Genomic DNA, 16975 nt, shown 5'->3' on the forward strand with positions numbered 1-16975 from the left:
CTCCCACCATGGAACCGTTCACCCAGCACACCGGCGTCGGCGTCCCGCTGCGCCGGTCCAACGTGGACACCGACCAGATCATCCCGGCGGTCTACCTCAAGCGGGTGACCCGGACCGGCTTCGAGGACGGGCTGTTCGCCGCGTGGCGCGGTGACCAGGACTTCATCCTCAACACCGAGCCGTTCAAGAGCGGCAGCGTGCTGGTCGCCGGCCCGGACTTCGGCACCGGCTCGTCCCGCGAGCACGCCGTCTGGGCGCTGATGGACTACGGCTTCCGGGCCGTCATCTCCGCCCGGTTCGCCGACATCTTCCGCGGCAACTCCGGCAAGGGCGGCCTGGTGGCCGCGCAGTGCGAGCAGCACGACGTCGAGCTGCTCTGGAAGCTGCTCGAAAACGAGCCCGGCACCGAGGTCACGGTCGACCTCGAGACCAAGACCGTGCGGGCCAAGGACTTCACCGCGCCCTTCCAGATCGACGACTACGTCCGCTGGCGGTTGCTCGAAGGTCTCGACGACATCGCTCTGACGTTGCGCCATGCCGGTGAGATCGACGGCTTCGAGGCGGCCCGCCCGTCCTGGAAGCCGACGACAACGCCGGTGGCCGCGGGCTAGTTCTTCTTCGGGGCGGGATTCCTTGCTTCCCAAGGGATCCCGCCCGTCTCGACCGGCTTTCGACACGACACCAGACGGACCTCCGGCGGCCCTTTCGAGGCCGCATCGCGAGGCGGAACCCGTCCCCCGGCAAGGGAAGGATTCCGCGTCCCGTCTGGAATTTGTGCTGCCTTGGTAATACCGTGTCGCTAGTCGGCCCTCCGCGGCCGTGGACGAAGACTTCCTTCTTGGAGGACTGGAATGGCCAACAAGGCCCAGCTGATCGAGGCGCTGACGGAGCGCCTGGGCGACAAGAAGGCCGCTTCCGAGGCGGTCGACGGTCTGGTCGACATCATCATCCGGACGGTCAACAAAGGCGAAAAGGTCAACATCACCGGCTTCGGGGTGTTCGAGAAGCGCGCCCGCGCGGCGCGGACGGCCCGGAACCCGCGGACCGGCGAGGCCGTGCGGGTGAAGAAGACCAACGTGCCCGCGTTCCGCGCGGGAACCACCTTCAAGGACGTCATTTCCGGCGCGAAGAAGCTGGCCAAGGCCGCGCCGGTCAAGCGCGCGACGGCAGGTACGCGCGCATCGACGACGACGCGGGCGACGACGCCCCGCGCGGCGGCGGCGAAGCCGGCTGCCGCTCGGGCGACGGCAACGCGGACCCGCGCGACGGCGGCCAAGCCGGCGACGACAACGCGCGCGACGGCGTCGAAGGCAGCCCCGAAGACGACCACGACCCGGGCGAAGGCGGCTCCCGCCCGCTCGACCGCGGCGAAGCCGGCGGCCGCGAAGCCGACGACGGCGGCGAAGGCCACGACGGCCCGGAGGACGACGGCCGCGAAGTCCACGACGGCGGCGAAGACGACAACGGCGGCGAAGCCGGCGACGGCCCGGAAGACGCCTGCTGCCAAGGCGCCTGCCGCTGCCACCAAGACGACGGCCGCCAAGGCGCCGGCCCGGCGCACCTCGACGGCGAAGAAGAGCTGACCGCCCGAAATTGTCGGACCCCTGCGGTAACGTGAAATCGGGGGTCCCCTGGGGGGTTACCCCTGCTGGGCGTGCGACTTTTCCGGGCAGGGCCCCGTGCGGTGCGCGGGGCCCTGCCGCGTTTCCGGGCCCGGTGGGGAGAAGCGATCCGGCGCGGACGGCCGGAATCCCGGGGAGCCGGGTCGCACTCGCTTACTCGCGGGGATCGGGAGTCGCTTCGCGCTTCCGAAGGTCAGCAAGCACGTCCCGAAAGCTCGTGTACGCAGAGGCTCGGCTGGCCCGCCCAGAAAGTCGGCTCGCGTGCCCGGGAGGTCGGCTGCGCGTACGCAGGCGGTCGGCTTGCGTACCCGGAGAGTCGGCTCGCGCCACCCGGGAAAGTTGCCTCTTGTGCCCGGGAGTTCGGCCCACCTCTCGGGAGTCGGCTCGAGCGTTCGGAGGGGCGCTCGCCAACCGACTGCCCAGGTACGCCAACCGACCCTTCGGGTACGCGGACCGACTGGTGACCGTTCGGCTCGCGCCGGCGTTACCCACTGCCAAGATCGGCCGTCCGAACGGGACCCGTGCACCACCCGCTCGGAGCACCCGATCACCCCGGGACCGGTTCCGCCCAATTTCGCAAAGTTGCTTGAGCGCCCGGCCGAGTGATGCCACGCTGCCCTCCTCGGGGTCCGCGTCCGGCGGTGCCCCGCGGCGTGCGAACCTGGGGGCGACCACCATCGACATCCGGCTACTCGGCCCGTTCCAGGTGATCGCCGGCGGTTCGCCGGTCGTGCTGACCAGTTCCCGGCAGCGCGCGCTGCTCGCGACACTGGCCTTGTCCGCGGGCCGCCTGGTGTCGATCGACGCGCTCGCGCGCGGCGTCTGGGGCGAGGAGCCGCCCGCGCACATCCGCGGCAGCCTGCAGACCTACGTCATGCGGCTGCGCCGGCTGTGCGGCGAAGAAACCGTCGTCACCGAACCGGACGGGTACCGGCTGGTCGTCGACCCGTCCCGGGTGGACGCCCTGCGCTTCCTCCGCACCCTCGACCAGGCCGCCGCCGCGACGGAACCCGCCCGTCGCCGGGGCCTGCTCACCGCCGCGCTCGCCGCCTGGGGCGGGGCGCCCCTCGAGGGCGTCGGTTCCCCCGCGCTGGCCGCGGAATGGGGCCCGCTGCTGACCGAGCGGTACCTCTTCGCCGTCGAGCAGCGCATCGACCTCGACGCCGGGCTCGTCCCCGATGCCCGGCTCGTCGCCGAGCTGACCGACCTCGTCGCCCAGCACCCGCTGCGGGAGTCGTTGTGGGAACGGCTGGTGCGCGTCCTGGCCCGGTCCGGCCGCCGCGCCGAAGCGCTGGCCCGCTACGCCGGGCTTCGCGCGCTGCTGGCCGACGAGCTGGGCGTCGAGCCGGGGGAGGACCTGCGCCGCCTGCACGCCGAACTGCTCACCGCCGACACCGAGCCGGCAGTGCACACTGTGCCGCGGCAGCTGCCCTTCGACGTCCCCGGGTTCACCGGCCGCGGTCCCGAACTCGCCGAACTGGACCGCCTTCCGCCCGGCGGCGCGTCCGGCATCGTCGTCATCGAAGGCACCGCCGGCGTCGGGAAGACGTCGCTGGCCGTGCACTGGTCGCACCGCGTCCGCGACCGCTTCTCCGGCGGTCAGCTGTTCCTCGACCTGCGCGGCCACTCCGCGGACACGCCCGTCACCCCGGAGGCCGCCCTGGCCGGCTTCCTCCGCGCCCTCGGCGAGCCGGCCGAGACGCTGCCTTCCACAGTGGAGGAACGCTCGGCGCTCCTGCGCAGCAGGCTGGCCGGCAGCCGCACGCTCATGCTGCTCGACAACGCCCGCGACGCCGACCAGGTCCGGCCGCTGCTGCCCGGCCCCGGCAACCTCGTCGTCGTGACCAGCCGCAACCAGCTGCGCGGCATCGTCGCGCGCGACGGTGCCCGCCGGATCGCCCTGCGCTCGTTCGACGACCAGGACGCGACGGCGTTGCTCGCCGGCAGCGTCGGACCGCAGCGCCTCGCCGCCGAACCCGACGCCGTCGCCGAGCTCGTCCAGCTCTGCGGCCGTCTCCCGCTCGCGCTGGCGCTGGCCGGGGAACGCGCGTCGCGGTTTTCCGGCGTCTCGCTCGCGGGGATCGTCGAGGAGCTGCGCGACCAGCGGCTGCGGCTCGACACCCTGCGCGACCCGCAGGACGCCGGCACCGACCTGCGGGCCGCGTTCTCGTGGTCGTACAAGGCGTTGCGCCCGGCCGCCGCGCGCTTCTTCCGGCTGCTGGGCCTGCACCCCGGCCACGGCTTCAGCCTGTCGTCGGCCGCCGCGCTGGCCGGGGCGGACCTGCGGGAGGCCCGCGAGCTCGCCGACCAGCTCGCCGCCGCGCACCTGCTCAACCAGCCCAGCACCGACCGCTACCAGTTCCACGACCTCCTGCGCGTCTACGCCGCCGAGCTGGTCGAAACCGAGACGACGGCGGCCGAACGCGCGGCCGCGCGGCGCGGGCTCCTCGACTGGTACCTCGCGAGCGTCGCCGAGGGGACCAAGCTCGTCCGTCCCGACCTGCTCACCGACGACATCACGCTCGGCGCCGCGCCGGTGCCCGCCGTCCGGTTCACCCAGCACGAACAGACGATCGCCTGGTACACGACCGAGCGCACCGCCCTCACCGCGCTCGTCGGCGTCGCCGCCGAAAACGGCTTCACCGCCCACGCGTGGAAGCTCGCCTGGCTGCTGCGAGGGTTCTTCGCCGAACGCCACGACCGCGACGACTGGATCACGACCGCGCGGACGGCCGTCGCGGCCACGCGCGACGCGGGCGACAACACCGGCCTGCAGTACAGCGCGAACAACCTCGGCTCGGCCTACCTGCGCACCCTCCAGCCCGACAAGGCGCTGGAAGCCTTGGAGGAGGCGCGCGCGGCATCCGAAGCGGGCGACGGCACGGCACTGGCGGTGGCGATCCTCTCCAACCTGTCCGGCGCGTACTACGTCCGGGCCGAGTACGCCGAAGCCGAGCGCTACGCCCTCCAGGCGGTTCGTCTCGCGCGCGACCACGGCCAGCGGACGTTCGTGCCGCACGCGCTGCTCAACGTGAGCGCGAGCCGCATCGGCCTGCGCAACTACGACAACGCCGCCGAAGCCGCGCAGGCGGCGCACCAGGCGTTCGCCGACCTGGGCGACCGTTACCACGCGGCGCTGGCGCTGGGAAACGTCGCCGAAGCACTCGAAGGCGCCGGGCGGCAGGACGAAGCGGAGAAGGCGGGCCTGGAAGCGCTCACCGAGCTGAAGGAGCTGAACGCCGACTACGGCACGATCGACGTCCGGATCACGCTCGGCCGCCTGAAGCTCCGCACCGGCCGGGACGCGGAGGCGCGGGAGCATTGGGCCGAGGCGCTGACCGTCTGCCAGCGCCTCGGCGACCCGCGCATCCCGGAGATCCGGGCCCTGCTGGCGACGGTGCCGACAGACGGGCCCCCGTCCCGGGATGCGCCGTACCCCTAGCCCGGCGCAGCCCAGCGGGACCCGGATCCAGTACACCAAGATCGACTGTCACGGCGCTGTCTTGCGGCGGCGGCGACGGTGCGGGGGAGGTGAGGGTGCTGCATCTGCCCGGGAGCCGATGCCTGGAGTCAGCTCGGCCCCCGCCCTCCCTCGGCAGGGTTCCGGCAAAGTCGCGGTGGCTTGCTCACCCGCAGCCCGCCAAGACACTGCGGCCACACCAGCGCCGCCGAAACCGGCCCCGTCGGCTCCGCCCCCGACTTTTGGCGGGCCCCCGCCCTCCCTTGGGGGGCGTGCCCTTGTCCAGCGTATCGGGGGTGGCCGACGCGAAGCCGGGAAAAGCCGCCGCCAAGCGATGGCTGTCCACATCACCGCCGGTGTGTGGACAACCGGCTCAGGAGCGGGTCGGGGAAGGGGCCGGCAGCGCGCTCGGGTGGTAGTCGGCCGCCAGCAAGACCGGGCCCTCCTCCGCCGTCGGTGGTCGGAACGACAGGACCCAGAACGAGCCCTTCTTGCTCGGGACCACGCCGCCGCGGGCGGCCGGGAGCTCCACTCCGTCGCGGTCGGCCAGGGCGCTGACCAGGTCCGGGATCACTCCGCCCTGGCTGCACACCACCGGCGTCCCGCCGTCGCCCGCGACCGCCAGCAGTCGCGCCAGGCCCAGTACCGGGTCCGGCCAGTAGCCCTCTTCCGACAGCAGCGGCTCGTGCCGCACCTCGATTCCGGTGTCCTCGGCGATGCCGTGCACCGTCTGCACGCACCTCAGCCGCGGCGCCGCCAGCACGCGGTCCGGACCGTACAACGCCAGCACGCGCCGCAACGCCGATGCCTGCCGCAGCCCCGCCTCCGACAACGGCCGCAGGTCGTCGTCACCCGTCCAGTCGTCGCGCTTGCCCGCCTTCGCGTGCCGCACCAGCACCAGCGTCGTCAGGCCCACCGGCACCTCGCAGAAAGCGCGCAGCACCCGCACGTCCTCCGGCCGCGTCAGCAGCTTCTCCGCCGCTGTCGGGTCGAGCCAGCGCAGCTCGTCGACCTCGTCGTTCACGGCGAACGCGCCGGACACCGCTTCGGCGCTGAAGTAGTCGACCGTCTTCGGGACCGTGCCGGAGCCGGTGCGCGCCGGCACCGGGTACGCCGTCCGGGTCAGGTAGCGGCCGAGGACCGCCTCGAACCCCGTCTCTTCACGCACTTCGCGCACGGCGGCTTCGGCGGTCGTCTCGCCGGGGTCGAGCTTTCCCTTGGGCAACGACCAGTCGTCGTACCGCGGGCGGTGGACCAAGGCGACTTCGGTCGCCTTTCCGGCGCCGCGCCACAGCACCGCGCCGGCCGCCCGTACCTCCTGGGTCATCCGGCGGCCCCGTGCAGCTTCGCCAGCTCCAGCTGGTGGTCACGCACGCGCGAGCCGTCCGCCGGGAACGGCGACCACTCGCCGCTCGCGGTCAGCACCCAGCACCGCGTCGCCGGGTCCAGCGCCGAGTCGAAGATGTTGTCGAGCTGCGCGGTGAGCTTCGGGTCCTTGACGCGCACCAGCGCCTCGATCCGCCGGTCCAGGTTGCGGTGCATCATGTCCGCGCTGCCGATCCAGTGCGTGCCGCCGGCGCGGAAGTTGAAGATCCGCGAATGCTCCAGGAACCGGCCCAGGATCGACCGGACGTGGATGTTCTCGGAAAGCCCTTCGACACCCGGCTTCAGCGTGCAGATCCCGCGCACCACGATCTCGACCGGCACCCCGGCCTGCGACGCGTGGTAGAGCGCGTCGATGATCTGCTCGTCGACCAGCGAGTTGCACTTGATCCGGATGCCGGCGTGCTGGCCGGCCCGCGCCAGTTCGATCTCTTCGCCGATCGCGCGCACGATGCCGCGGCGGATGCCGTGCGGCGACGTGAGGATCGTCCGGTAGGTGTCCTGCCGCGAGTAGCCGGTGAGGACGTTGAACAGGTCGGTGACGTCGGCGCCGATGCTCGGGTCGGCGGTGAACAGGCCGATGTCCTCGTAGAGCCGCGCGGTCTTCGGGTTGTAGTTGCCGGTGCCGATGTGGCAGTAGCGCCGGATGGTCGAGCCCTCCTGGCGCACGATCATCGACACCTTGCAGTGCGTCTTCAGCCCGACCAGGCCGTACACGACGTGCACGCCCGCGCGCTCCAGCGTCCGCGCCCAGGTGATGTTCGCCTGCTCGTCGAAGCGCGCCTTGATCTCCACCAGCGCGACGACCTGCTTGCCCGCCTCGGCGGCGTCGATCAGCGCGTCGACGATCGGGGAGTCGCCCGACGTCCGGTAGAGCGTCTGCTTGATCGCGAGGACCTTCGAGTCGGCCGCCGCCTGCTCGATGAACCGCTGCACGCTCGTGGAGAACGAGTCGTACGGGTGGTGGACCAGCACGTCACCCTCGCGCAACGTCGCGAAGACGCTCTTCGGCGTCTCGCGCTCGCCGAACGCGGGGTGCGTCGCCGGGACGAACGGCCGGTCCTTCAGCTCCTTGCGGTCCACACTGGACAGCTGGTGCAGGCAGGTCAGGTCGAGCAGGCCGGGCACCTCGACGACGTCCGCCGGGTCGACGTCCAGCTCGCGCAGCAGCAGTTCGAGCATGTGCTCGCTCATGTCCTGCGCGACCTCGAGGCGCACCGGCGGGCCGAACCGGCGCTGCGCGAGCTCGCGCTCGAGGGCCTGCAGGAGGTCCTCGTCGCGGTCTTCGTCGACCTCGAAGTCGGCGTTGCGGGTGACGCGGAAGACGTGGTGCTCGGTGACGTCCATCCCGGTGAACAGCTCGCCCAGGTGCGCGGCGATGAGCTCTTCGAGGGGCAGGAACGTCGCGGTCCGGCTGGTCCGCTCGGTCTCGACGCGCATCAGGCGCGGCACGTTGCTCGGCACCTTGACGCGCGCGAAGCGCTCGGTGCCGCCCTCCGGGTCGCGGACCGTGACCGCCAGGTTGAGCGAAAGGCCCGAAATGTACGGGAACGGGTGCGCCGGGTCGACGGCCAGCGGCGTCAGCACCGGGAAGATCTGCTCGGAGAAGTAGCTGGACAGCCGGAGCTGGTCGGCGCCGGAGAGGTCGGCCCAGCCGACGATGTGGATGTCGTGCTCGGCCAGCTGCGGGCGCAGGTGCTTCTCGAACGCGCCGGTCTGCCGCTCGACCAGGTCCTGGTTGCGCTTGGCGATGTAGTCGAGCTGCTCGCGCGGGGTGAGCCCGTCCGCGCTGCGCACCAGGAGGCCGGTCTCGTCGCGGCGCTTCAGGCCGGCGACGCGGACCATGTAGAACTCGTCCAGATTGGACGCGAAGATGGCGAGGAACTTCGTCCGTTCGAGCAGCGGCTGCGACTCGTCCTCGGCCAGCGCGAGCACGCGGGCGTTGAAGTCCTGCCACGAGAGCTCGCGGTTGAAGTACCGGTCGTCCGGCAGCGTCTCGGTGGCTGTCGGGGCCGTGGTGACCGCGGGCGGCGCCGACGGGCCGGCGCGGAACTCCTCGCCGGGGCGCTCGCTGGCGCGGCGCCGGGGCGTGGCCGCGGCGGCGGTGCTCTTGCGGGTTCTCGGCTTCCCGGCGTTGGCACGGGCGGCGGTGTCACGCGCGGTCGACTTCGACGGGACCTTCTTGGCGGCGGCCGGTTTGGCCGCGTTCGCCCGGGCGGTGGTGGTCTTCTTCGCCGCCTCCGAAGATCCGTCCGCCGGGTTCCGTCGCCTCCGCGGTGCGGGTGTTCCGCCGTCGTCTGTGCTCACGGCCCCCATTCTTCACTAAGCCCGGCCGAATTGCGCAGGGCGCGGTGAAGGTCAGATGAACAGCTCCGCGGTGTGTTTCCCGACACCCAGCGCACGCACGTGGGCGAGGTCTTCGGGGGTGTCGACGTCGCTGCGGAGACTCGGGAGCGGGTTTTTCAACGGAACGGCCCCGGAGCCGGTGTGTTTTCGCGCCGAGCCCGGGCCGAAGTGCGGGTCGAGGGGCGCGCCGGGCGCGGACAGCAGGAGGGTGGTGCCGGTGCCCTGCCGGTCCGCGACGAAGGCGCGCTGCCCCGCCGCTTCGGCGAGGGCGTCGGCCAGGTCGCCGGCGCGCAGGGCCGGGAGGTCGGCTTGGAGTGCGCCGACGACGGAGCCGGGATCGTCTCGCCGGAGGAGCTCCGCGCCGTGGCGGAAGGCGGCGTTGAGGGTCTTCTCGGCGGGTTCGCGGACGATCTCGACCCCGAGCTGCGCGAGCTCGGCGACGGAATCGGGATCGGCGGCGACGAGCAGGACGCGCCGCACGTGCGCACCCGAGGTGACGGCGGCGAGGGTGTCGGCGGCGAGGGCGAGGACGAGGCCGGGGTGCCGATCGGCCTCGACGGCGCCACGCAGCCGCGACTTGCCGTCGCGGGGGTGTTTCATCGGCACGACCAGGTCCACGTCCACCCGTCCATCTTTACCCGAACCTGCGGGTGGGTGCCGCCGACCGCCGGGTTCGGACGGTGGGCCCGGCTGGGAGGCCTTTCGCCCGGACTCGCCGGCACCCCCCGGATCACCGCCCCGACCTCGGCGAAGGCACCCTCCCTGGACTGCTCTCACCCCGGCGCGGCAGGATCTGGGGCGGACGTGACGTGTGGAGGAGGAGATCGTGGCCCGGCGTGAGAAGGGCGGCTTCTGGGTTGGGCTCGCCGCCGTACTGTTCTACCCGCTCACCGCCATCGGGCGGCGGGTCTACGTCGGGGCCGAGAAGATCCCCCGGCAGGGCCCCGCGCTGCTCGTCATGAACCACATCTCGCACCTGGACCCGGTCGTCGACGCCGTCTTCGTGCACCGGCAGAAGCGCGTTCCCCGCTTCCTCGGCAAGGAGAGCCTGACGCGCACCCCGGTCTTCGGGAAGATCTTCGTCGGGGCCGGGCAGATCCCCGTCTCGCGCGGGTCCGCCGCCGCCGGTGACAGCCTCAAGGCCGCCCACCAGGCCCTCGAAGAAGGCAAGATCGTCGTCATCTACCCCGAGGGCACCATCACCAAGGACCCCGCCGGCTGGCCGAAGGAGTCCTTCACCGGCGCCGCGCGGCTCGCGCTGCAGAACGACGTCCCCATCATCCCCATCGCGCGCTGGGGGACCAACCAGATCTTCAACGGCTACACCAAGAAGTTCACGCCGTTCCCGCGCAAGACGATCACCCACTCGATCGGCGACCCGATCGATCTCTCCGCCTACCGCGGCGGCAACACGCGCAGCGCGTCGAAGCTGCGGGAGGTCACCAAGGTCATGATGGACGAGGTGACCCGCCTGCTCGGCGAGATCCGCCACGAGGAACCGCCGTCGGCGAAGCCGGGGGACCCGGCCTGATGCGCGCCGACGTCCAGCGGGTCACCGTGCTCGGGGCCGGCTCGTGGGGCACCGCCTTCGCGAAGGTGCTCGGCGACGCCGGTCGCGACGTCACGATGTGGGCGCGCCGCGAAGAGGTCGCCGCCGACATCCGCGAGCGGCACGTCAACAGCGCCTACCTGCCCGGTGTCGGCCTGCCGGAGAACATCACCGCGACCAGCGACCCCGCGAAGGCGCTCGAAGACGCCCAAGCCGTCGTGCTGGCCGTGCCCAGCCAGAGCCTGCGGGCGAACCTTTCGGAGTGGCGCCCCCTGCTGCCGCTCGACGCGGTCCTCGTCAGCCTCGCCAAGGGCGTCGAACTCGGCACGCTCAAGCGGATGAGCGAGGTCATCGGGGAGATCGTCGGGATCGACCCCGGCGAGGTCGTCGTGGTCACCGGGCCCAACCTGGCCAAGGAAATCGCCGCCGGGCAGCCGTCCGCGTCGGTGCTCGCCTGCGCCGACCACGAACGCGCTGTCGCGATCCAGCGCGCCTGCGCCAACTCCTACTTCCGCCCGTACACCAACACCGACGTCGTCGGCTGCGAGCTGGGCGGCGCGTGCAAGAACGTCATCGCGCTCAGCACCGGCATGGCCGCGGGCCTCGGCCTCGGCACGAACACGATGGCGACGCTCATCACCCGCGGCCTGGCCGAGATGGCCCGCCTCGGCGCGAAACTGGGCGCCGACCCGCTGACGTTCGCCGGGCTCGCCGGCGTCGGCGACCTGGTCGCGACGTGCTCGTCGCCGCTTTCGCGCAACCGGACGTTCGGCGAGCGCCTCGGTCGCGGCGAGACCCTCGAACAGGCGCAGGCGGCGGGCGGCGGGCAGGTCGCCGAGGGCGTCATGTCGTGCTCGTCGATCCGGGCGCTGGCCATGAGCGTCGGTGTCGACATGCCGATCACCGACGCGATGCACCGCGTCTGCCACGAGGGCGTCGACCCGCGGCAGGCCGGCGCCGAGCTGCTGGGCCGCTCGCAGAAGCACGAGTGGTCCTGATCCTCCCGGCAGGTGGGACGTCTTGACCGGGGCACGACGGTAGGGAACGCTGAGCGCCATGTTCGCGTGCGAGATGACTGAGCTGCGGGGCCTTACGGGTCTCCGCGCCGTCATGTGCGCGTGTCGCTGTTGTCGGTGAACCCCGCCCCGGCCCAGTTCGACACCCCTTTTCTCTTCCGTGAGGACCTCATGTTCGCCGTTCCCGACAACACCCTGCTGCGTCCCGAGAACCCCGCGCTGCGCCACCCCGTGCGCGTCGCGCTGGAGGTCGCCGCCGACCGCGACCGCTGGAAGCACCTGCTGCGCTACGACCCCGACGAGCGGTTCGCGACGCTCGTCGAGAAGGACGAGCGGCAGGAGGTCTGGCTGATGAGCTGGCTGCCCGGCCAGCGCACCGACCTGCACGACCACGCGTTCGCCAGTGGCGCGTTCACGCTGGTCAGCGGTCATCTGACGGAGGCGGTGGCCCGCCGCGCGCCGGACGGCCGCGCGATCACCGAGCTGCACGCGCTGTCGGCGGGGCAGTCACGGGTGTTCGGCCCGGGGTACGTGCACGAGGTGCGCAATGACGGCCCGGACCCGGCCATCTCGATCCACGTCTACCGCGACGCGGAGCGCGAGATGCGCTCGTACCACCTCGACCCGCTCGGCGGCCCGGTCCTGGACTGAACCACTCAGTCCAGGTCGCCGCGGGCCCGGAACTCGCGTTCGATCGCTTCCCGGTCCGCGCCGCCCGCGAGCAGCGTGTGCAGCAGGATCCGGGACTTGCGCGCGTCCAGCCAGCCGGCCATCGTCGCGCCCATCGCGATCAGGTTCGACTCCGAGCCGGGGAAGCCGTACGTCGACCGCAGCGTCGGGCCCGCGCCCGTCCGGGAAGCGACGACCACCGGCAGGGACGTCACCAGCCGGGCCACCACGTCGGCCGTGCCGGCCGACACGTGGCCGGCGCCGGTCGCCGCCAGCACGATTCCGCGCACTCCAGGCTGCGAAGCGGCGTGAGAGAGCACCGCGCCCGAGTCGTCGAGGCCGGATTCTACCACCGGCACCAGCCCCGAAAAGTCCGTGCCCGGCAAGGCGGGCAGCCGCGGCGGCGACGGGTGGAACCAGTGCACCGCCCGCTCGACGACCATGCCGAGCGGCCCCGCCGGCGCCGATGAGAACGCCTCCAGGTGGCTCGAGTGCGCTTTCCGTACCCACCGCGCCGCGTGAACGTCGTCGTTCAGCGTCACCAGCACGCCCCGCCCGCGGCTGCGCGGGTCGGCCGCGACCGTCAGGGCGTTGCGCAGGTTCGCCGGGCCGTCCGGGCTGAGCAGGCCCGCGTTGCGCATCGCCCCGGTGACGACCACCGGGACCTCCGACGGCCAGCCCAGCTCCAGGAAGTACGCCGTCTCCTCCAGGGTGTCGGTGCCCTGCACGACGACGAACCCGTCGGCGTCCTGCCGCAGCCCCCACTCGCGGCACCGCAGCAGCGTCGCGAAGTCCATCGATGCGCTGCCGATTCCGGCCAGGGTCTCGGCCAGCACGTCCATCGGGAGGTCGCCGAGGCCACCGAGCAGTTCCGACGCGCCGAGCCGGGGGACGGCGCCACCCTCGCCGGAGACGGGGGCCATCGAGATGGTGCCGCCCAGCGTGGCGACGGCGATCAAGGGACGAGCCATGCCGCCACCCTATTCAGCCGCCCTTGACCGCCTGGAGCGTGTAGCTCGCCGCGACCCGCGACGGCGTGTCCGTCATCCGCCACTCGTCCGCGGCCTCGTCGTGCGTCATCTGCCCGGGGATCGCGTTCCACGGGACGCTGTCGTGCTCGGTGAACGCGGTCAGCGTCAGGCCGTTGTCCAGCAGCGCCGTGATGATCTCGCCGAGGGAGTGGTTCCACGAGTGGCTGATGCTGTTCTCCAGCTTCCGCGAAACCTTCATGTACGTCTCGGGCTCGTCGAACACCAGCGGTTCGGCGTGCTCGAAGTACGGGTACCGCGGCCACGCCGGGTCCGCGGTCTCGTCGAGCGCCCACAGCATCGGGTGCCCTTCGCGGACGAACAGCCGGCCACCGGGCCGCAGGAGACCGGCGACGACCGACGCCCACCGCGCGATCGAAGGCAGCCAGCACAAGGCGCCGATCCCGGTGTAGACCAGGTCGAACCGCCCGGCGCCGAGCACTTCGACGGCGTCGTAGACGTTCGCCTCGTGGAAGTCGATCGAAGCGCCGGCGGCGGACGCGAGCCGCCGCGCCTCCGTCAGCGCCGCGCCCGAGAAGTCCAGGCCCGTCATCGAAGCGCCCAGCCGGGACAGCGAAACGGTGTCCGTCCCGATGTGGCACTGCAGGTGGACCGCGCGCAGCCCGGCGAGGTCGCCCAGGCGCGGCCGGTCGAACCGCACGACGCCGCTCAGATACGCCGGGTCGGCCGCGATGGTGGCGAAGCTGGATTCCGGCGACGCCGCGTGCAGCGCCGCGCGTTCGTCCCAGTTGGCCTTGTTGACGGCGAACGAGTCCGTCACGACGTCGCTGCCCGTTCGGCGGCGCTGCGCAGGACGCAGAACTCGTTGCCCTCCGGGTCGGCGAGCACGGCCCAGCCGGTGCCGTCCGGCTTGCGGAGGTCGTTCACCAGCGTCGCGCCCAAGCCCAGGATCCGCTCGACCTCTTCGTCGCGCGGGACGTCCGGCTGCAGGCACACGTGCAGGCGGTTCTTGACGGTCTTCGGTTCGGGGACGCGCAGGAACAGCAGGTCGATGCCGCCTTCGAGACCGATGCCGCACTCGTCGTCCCCGGGCTGGTCCTCGTCGGGGACCGGCTTCCCGGTGACTTCGCTCCAGAACTGACAGAGCCGGTACGGGTCGGCACAGTCGACGGACACGTGCAGGACGGACGACGGCATGGCACTCCTCGGGATCGGGTGCCGTCGAGTCTGGCCGAGCCGCCGGAGGAGGGCGAACCGATTTCAGGACGCCCGAGCGCTTGCCCGAGGACGTCCCGCTTCCCCGGAAGCCAGCGCGAGCCCGGCCGTCCGGTGCACGCGCCGGCTGTCGTCGACGATCAGGATCTCGCAGTCCGGCCGGTCGGCCGCCCAGGTGATGCCCTCGGCGCCCATCGCGAACGCCGCGGTGGCCAGCGCGTCGGCGGTGACCAGGTCGCCGGCCACGATGGTGACGCTCATCAGCCCGGTCGCCGGTGTCCCCGAACGGCCGTCGACGATGTGCGAGCCGCGCTCGTAGGCCGCCGACGTCGCGATCGCGCCGTTGCGCGACTCCAGCACCGCGCACACGGCCAGGGGCTGCTCGGGGTGGCGGATGCCGACCCGCCACGGCCGTCCCGGTTCCGGCTCGCCCGCCGTGACGACGTCGCCGCCGGCGTTGAGGCAGAACGTCGTCGCGCCCTCGGCCTTGAGCATGTCGGCGGCGCGCTGCACCGCCCAGCCCTTGACCACCGCGCACGGGTCGAGCCCGCGCCCGGGCAGCCGCGCGCGGAACGCGCCGCCGGAGAGCTGCTCGTAGTACGCGCAGAGCTCCAGGACCTCCAGGAGGTCGTCGGTCAGCCCGGCCGCGGTGAGCTCGCCGCGGTCGTAGCGGCTGACCTCGCTGTCCGCCTTGAACGGGCTGAACCGGGCGTCGACGTCGCGGAACCAGGCGAACACCTCGTCGACGATCTCGGCGAAGTCGCCGTCGTCCCGCAGGTCGAGGGAGATCGGCAGGCCCATCACCTGCTCGACGCGCGTGGTCATCTGTTGCCCCTGGCGTCGATGGCCGCCCGCAGCGACGTCTTGTACGACTCGCTCGTCTCGGTCGCCCCGGTGATCGTGTCGATGTCGGCGCTCTGCGCTTTCATGGCTTCCTCCTGCAAACGCGGCAACGCGGTCAGCGCGCGGCCGTCGTGGGGAGCCTGCAGCAGCGTGACCGCCACCATCCGGGAGCCGGTGAACGTCACCTCGACCTGGACGGTCCCGTAGTTGCTGGACTCCGCGGAGCCCTGGGTCGTGACTGTCGCGTTCGCACTGTCCGGAGTGGACGTCGTGGACGGTGCCGTCGAAGCCGGCGGAGCGGGGGCGGTCGACGGTGCGGCGATGCTCGGCGGCGGCGCGGCGACGGCGGTGTTGTGCACCGGCCCCGGCTCGAACCGCCAGACCGCGATGAACCCCGCGACCGAAAGCGCGACGACGAAGATGGTCCGTTTCACTGGGCTGTCCCCTTAGGCCGCGAGGCTGAAGCGTTCGGCGTGGACCTGGGCCTTCGGCACGCGCAGCTCGCGCAGGCTGCGCAGCACCGCCGACGTCATCCCCGGCGGGCCGCAGACGAACACGTCCCGCTCGTGCACGTCCGGCACCATCATGTGCAGGTTCGCCGGGCCGAGCATCGCCCCGCGCGGGCCGACCGCCTGGTCCGATCCGGTGAGGACGCTCACCACCGCGCCGCGGGCCTTGGCGAGCCCGTTGAGCTCGGGCAGCAGGACCGCGTCGGCCTGCGTGCGCACCCGGTAGAGGACGACGACGTGGCCGTCGATGTCCTCCAGCAGCGCCCGGATCGGCGTGATGCCGACGCCGCCCGCCACGAGCAGCGCGTTGGGCCGCTGCTGGTGGATCGTCGTGAACGCGCCGTACGGGCCTTCGGCGAACACCCGCGTCCCGACGCGCAGGCTGCGCAGCGACGCGCTGGAGTCGCCGAGCGCCTTCGCGGTCAGCCGCAGCGTGCGGCCGTCGGGCGCGGCGGACAGCGAGAACGGGTTGGCCTGGTACCAGCGGTCCTTCGTGAGGAACCGCCACAGGAAGAACTGGCCCGCGCGCGCCGGCATCTTGTCGAGGTGCTTGCCCGTCATGTAGACCGAAACCACGTCCGGCGCCTCGGAAACCACGGCGGTGACGCGCAGCTGGTGGCGCAGGTTCCGCCACAGCGGGAGCACGACGCGCCCGGCGAGCACGGCGAAGCCGGCGCCCAGCCACATCGTCCACCAGTAGGCCTTCGCCGTCGGGGCACTGGCGAACGACGTCCCGAGCGCGATCTGGTGCGTGAACGCCAGCACGATGGCGGCGTAGGTGTAGAGGTGGATGAAGTGCCACGTCTCGTAGGCCAGCCGCTTGCGCGCGAACTTCGCCGAAGCCGCGCCCACGATGAGGATCACGGCGAACGCGACCAGGGCCCGCAGGATCCCTTCGAGTGTGTTCGCCATTTCGACCAGCTCGTCGACGACGCCCTTGTTCGAGACCTCCGCGTACCCGAACGCGATGAACACGAGGTGCGCCAGCAGGGTCCAGAGGATCGTGAAGCCGGTCCACCGGTGCCACGTCGTGAGCCGGTCCATCCCGATCCGCCGGTCCAGCCAGGGCAACCGGGCCACCAGCAGCAGCTGCGTGGCCATCGCCAGCGCGCCGTACATCCCGGCGAGCCTGCCGATGCTGATCAGCACGTTCTGGGACAGCCCGGCCTGGGCGAAGAGCACCGTGACGGCGCCCACGTTGGCGCCCAGGAAGAGGAAGAGGCCGGATTTCGCGGCGATCCGGGGGCGGATCGCCGGGCGCGTGGCCTCGGCGGTCTGCGTCATGCTGGTCACACGGATCCCCTTCGGTTTCGGTTCACGAAGGCCAGCTTCGCCACGGAGCCTGTGGCGAGTCTGGGTAAGGGCTGTCGGATT

15 protein-coding genes are annotated in these 16975 nt (G+C 72.1%); 6 read left to right on the top strand and 9 right to left on the bottom strand.

The genetic code is table 11. The features are described 5' to 3' along the window. The first annotated feature begins 8 nt into the window (after window positions 1-8). The 3 genes from leuD to AA23TX_RS24035 all read left to right on the top strand — a co-directional run bounded on the left by leuD (window position 9) and on the right by AA23TX_RS24035 (window position 5064). The gene (gene leuD, locus AA23TX_RS24025; RefSeq protein WP_155545121.1) at window positions 9-611 is read left to right on the top strand and encodes a 3-isopropylmalate dehydratase small subunit; all 603 of its coding nucleotides are present in this window, start codon (window positions 9-11) and stop codon (window positions 609-611) included. Window positions 612-851: 240 nt separating this feature from the next. Further along, a complete protein-coding gene (locus tag AA23TX_RS24030; protein WP_155545122.1) occupies window positions 852-1583 on the top strand; it encodes an HU family DNA-binding protein in 732 nt (243 codons plus the stop codon). A 625-nt stretch (window positions 1584-2208) separates the two neighbouring features. Then, entirely contained in the window at window positions 2209-5064 is a 2856-nt protein-coding gene (locus tag AA23TX_RS24035) for an AfsR/SARP family transcriptional regulator (RefSeq protein ID WP_230862686.1), read from the top strand. A 391-nt stretch (window positions 5065-5455) separates the two neighbouring features. Here the strand turns inward: AA23TX_RS24035 and AA23TX_RS24040 are convergent, their stop codons facing one another. From AA23TX_RS24040 to cofC, 3 genes are read right to left on the bottom strand one after another with little or no spacing between them, the layout of a single operon-like run. Next, complete coding sequence (locus AA23TX_RS24040; protein ID WP_155545123.1) at window positions 5456-6409, bottom strand: NUDIX hydrolase; 954 nt, start codon at window positions 6407-6409, stop codon at window positions 5456-5458. Continuing rightward, on the bottom strand, window positions 6406-8781 hold the full coding sequence (locus tag AA23TX_RS24045; protein ID WP_196425504.1) for an RNA degradosome polyphosphate kinase: 2376 nt from the start codon (window positions 8779-8781) through the stop codon (window positions 6406-6408). Before AA23TX_RS24045 ends, AA23TX_RS24040 begins: the two co-directional genes overlap by 4 nt. A 42-nt stretch (window positions 8782-8823) precedes the next feature. Continuing rightward, window positions 8824-9435, bottom strand: a complete 612-nt coding sequence (cofC, locus tag AA23TX_RS24050) for a 2-phospho-L-lactate guanylyltransferase (RefSeq protein ID WP_155545125.1) — start codon at window positions 9433-9435, stop codon at window positions 8824-8826. Between the two features lie 187 nt (window positions 9436-9622). Here cofC and AA23TX_RS24055 point away from each other — a divergent pair, with 187 nt between their 5' ends. The 3 genes from AA23TX_RS24055 (at window position 9623) to AA23TX_RS24065 (ending at window position 12027) form a co-directional block, all read left to right on the top strand. Further along, window positions 9623-10342 carry a lysophospholipid acyltransferase family protein gene (locus AA23TX_RS24055; protein WP_155545126.1) on the top strand — a complete coding sequence of 240 codons (720 nt, stop codon included), beginning with the start codon at window positions 9623-9625 and terminating at the stop codon, window positions 10340-10342. After that, window positions 10342-11358: an NAD(P)H-dependent glycerol-3-phosphate dehydrogenase gene (locus AA23TX_RS24060; RefSeq protein WP_155545127.1), complete on the top strand. Its 1017-nt coding sequence runs from the start codon at window positions 10342-10344 to the stop codon at window positions 11356-11358. The genes AA23TX_RS24055 and AA23TX_RS24060 overlap by 1 nt, the downstream gene beginning before the upstream one ends. A gap of 189 nt (window positions 11359-11547) precedes the next feature. Further along, window positions 11548-12027 carry a cysteine dioxygenase gene (locus tag AA23TX_RS24065; protein WP_155547257.1) on the top strand — a complete coding sequence of 160 codons (480 nt, stop codon included), beginning with the start codon at window positions 11548-11550 and terminating at the stop codon, window positions 12025-12027. Window positions 12028-12032: 5 nt separating this feature from the next. On the opposite strand, the gene AA23TX_RS24070 is transcribed toward AA23TX_RS24065, so the two are convergent. The 6 genes from AA23TX_RS24070 to AA23TX_RS24095 form a co-directional block, all read right to left on the bottom strand. Beyond that, window positions 12033-13016: an asparaginase gene (locus AA23TX_RS24070; RefSeq protein ID WP_155545128.1), complete on the bottom strand. Its 984-nt coding sequence runs from the start codon at window positions 13014-13016 to the stop codon at window positions 12033-12035. 13 nt (window positions 13017-13029) lie between these two features. Continuing rightward, window positions 13030-13854 carry a class I SAM-dependent methyltransferase gene (locus tag AA23TX_RS24075; protein WP_155545129.1) on the bottom strand — a complete coding sequence of 275 codons (825 nt, stop codon included), beginning with the start codon at window positions 13852-13854 and terminating at the stop codon, window positions 13030-13032. Further along, entirely contained in the window at window positions 13851-14231 is a 381-nt protein-coding gene (locus tag AA23TX_RS24080) for a VOC family protein (protein ID WP_155545130.1), read from the bottom strand. The genes AA23TX_RS24075 and AA23TX_RS24080 overlap by 4 nt, the downstream gene beginning before the upstream one ends. A 63-nt stretch (window positions 14232-14294) precedes the next feature. Then, window positions 14295-15074, bottom strand: a complete 780-nt coding sequence (locus AA23TX_RS24085; protein WP_155545131.1) for an FAD:protein FMN transferase — start codon at window positions 15072-15074, stop codon at window positions 14295-14297. Further along, complete coding sequence (locus tag AA23TX_RS24090) at window positions 15071-15526, bottom strand: FMN-binding protein (RefSeq protein ID WP_155545132.1); 456 nt, start codon at window positions 15524-15526, stop codon at window positions 15071-15073. The genes AA23TX_RS24085 and AA23TX_RS24090 overlap by 4 nt, the downstream gene beginning before the upstream one ends. A 12-nt stretch (window positions 15527-15538) precedes the next feature. Continuing rightward, complete coding sequence (locus tag AA23TX_RS24095) at window positions 15539-16885, bottom strand: ferredoxin reductase family protein (RefSeq protein WP_155547258.1); 1347 nt, start codon at window positions 16883-16885, stop codon at window positions 15539-15541. Window positions 16886-16975 lie beyond the last annotated feature (90 nt).

The sequence above is a fragment of the Amycolatopsis camponoti genome, from assembly GCF_902497555.1.
In the GTDB taxonomy this organism is placed as follows: domain Bacteria; phylum Actinomycetota; class Actinomycetes; order Mycobacteriales; family Pseudonocardiaceae; genus Amycolatopsis; species Amycolatopsis camponoti.

What these genes read in the sequence shown, in the direction of transcription:
- AA23TX_RS24040 (WP_155545123.1), bottom strand. Translation starts at nt 6,409, where the DNA reads ATGACCCAGGAGGTACGGGCGGCCGGCGCGGTGCTGTGGCGCGGCGCC.
- AA23TX_RS24065 (WP_155547257.1), top strand. Translation starts at nt 11,548, where the DNA reads ATGTTCGCCGTTCCCGACAACACCCTGCTGCGTCCCGAGAACCCCGCG.
- AA23TX_RS24045 (WP_196425504.1), bottom strand. Translation starts at nt 8,781, where the DNA reads ATGGGGGCCGTGAGCACAGACGACGGCGGAACACCCGCACCGCGGAGG.
- AA23TX_RS24070 (WP_155545128.1), bottom strand. Translation starts at nt 13,016, where the DNA reads ATGGCTCGTCCCTTGATCGCCGTCGCCACGCTGGGCGGCACCATCTCG.
- leuD (WP_155545121.1), top strand. Translation starts at nt 9, where the DNA reads ATGGAACCGTTCACCCAGCACACCGGCGTCGGCGTCCCGCTGCGCCGG.
- AA23TX_RS24060 (WP_155545127.1), top strand. Translation starts at nt 10,342, where the DNA reads ATGCGCGCCGACGTCCAGCGGGTCACCGTGCTCGGGGCCGGCTCGTGG.
- AA23TX_RS24085 (WP_155545131.1), bottom strand. Translation starts at nt 15,074, where the DNA reads ATGACCACGCGCGTCGAGCAGGTGATGGGCCTGCCGATCTCCCTCGAC.
- AA23TX_RS24095 (WP_155547258.1), bottom strand. Translation starts at nt 16,885, where the DNA reads ATGACGCAGACCGCCGAGGCCACGCGCCCGGCGATCCGCCCCCGGATC.
- AA23TX_RS24030 (WP_155545122.1), top strand. Translation starts at nt 852, where the DNA reads ATGGCCAACAAGGCCCAGCTGATCGAGGCGCTGACGGAGCGCCTGGGC.
- AA23TX_RS24080 (WP_155545130.1), bottom strand. Translation starts at nt 14,231, where the DNA reads ATGCCGTCGTCCGTCCTGCACGTGTCCGTCGACTGTGCCGACCCGTAC.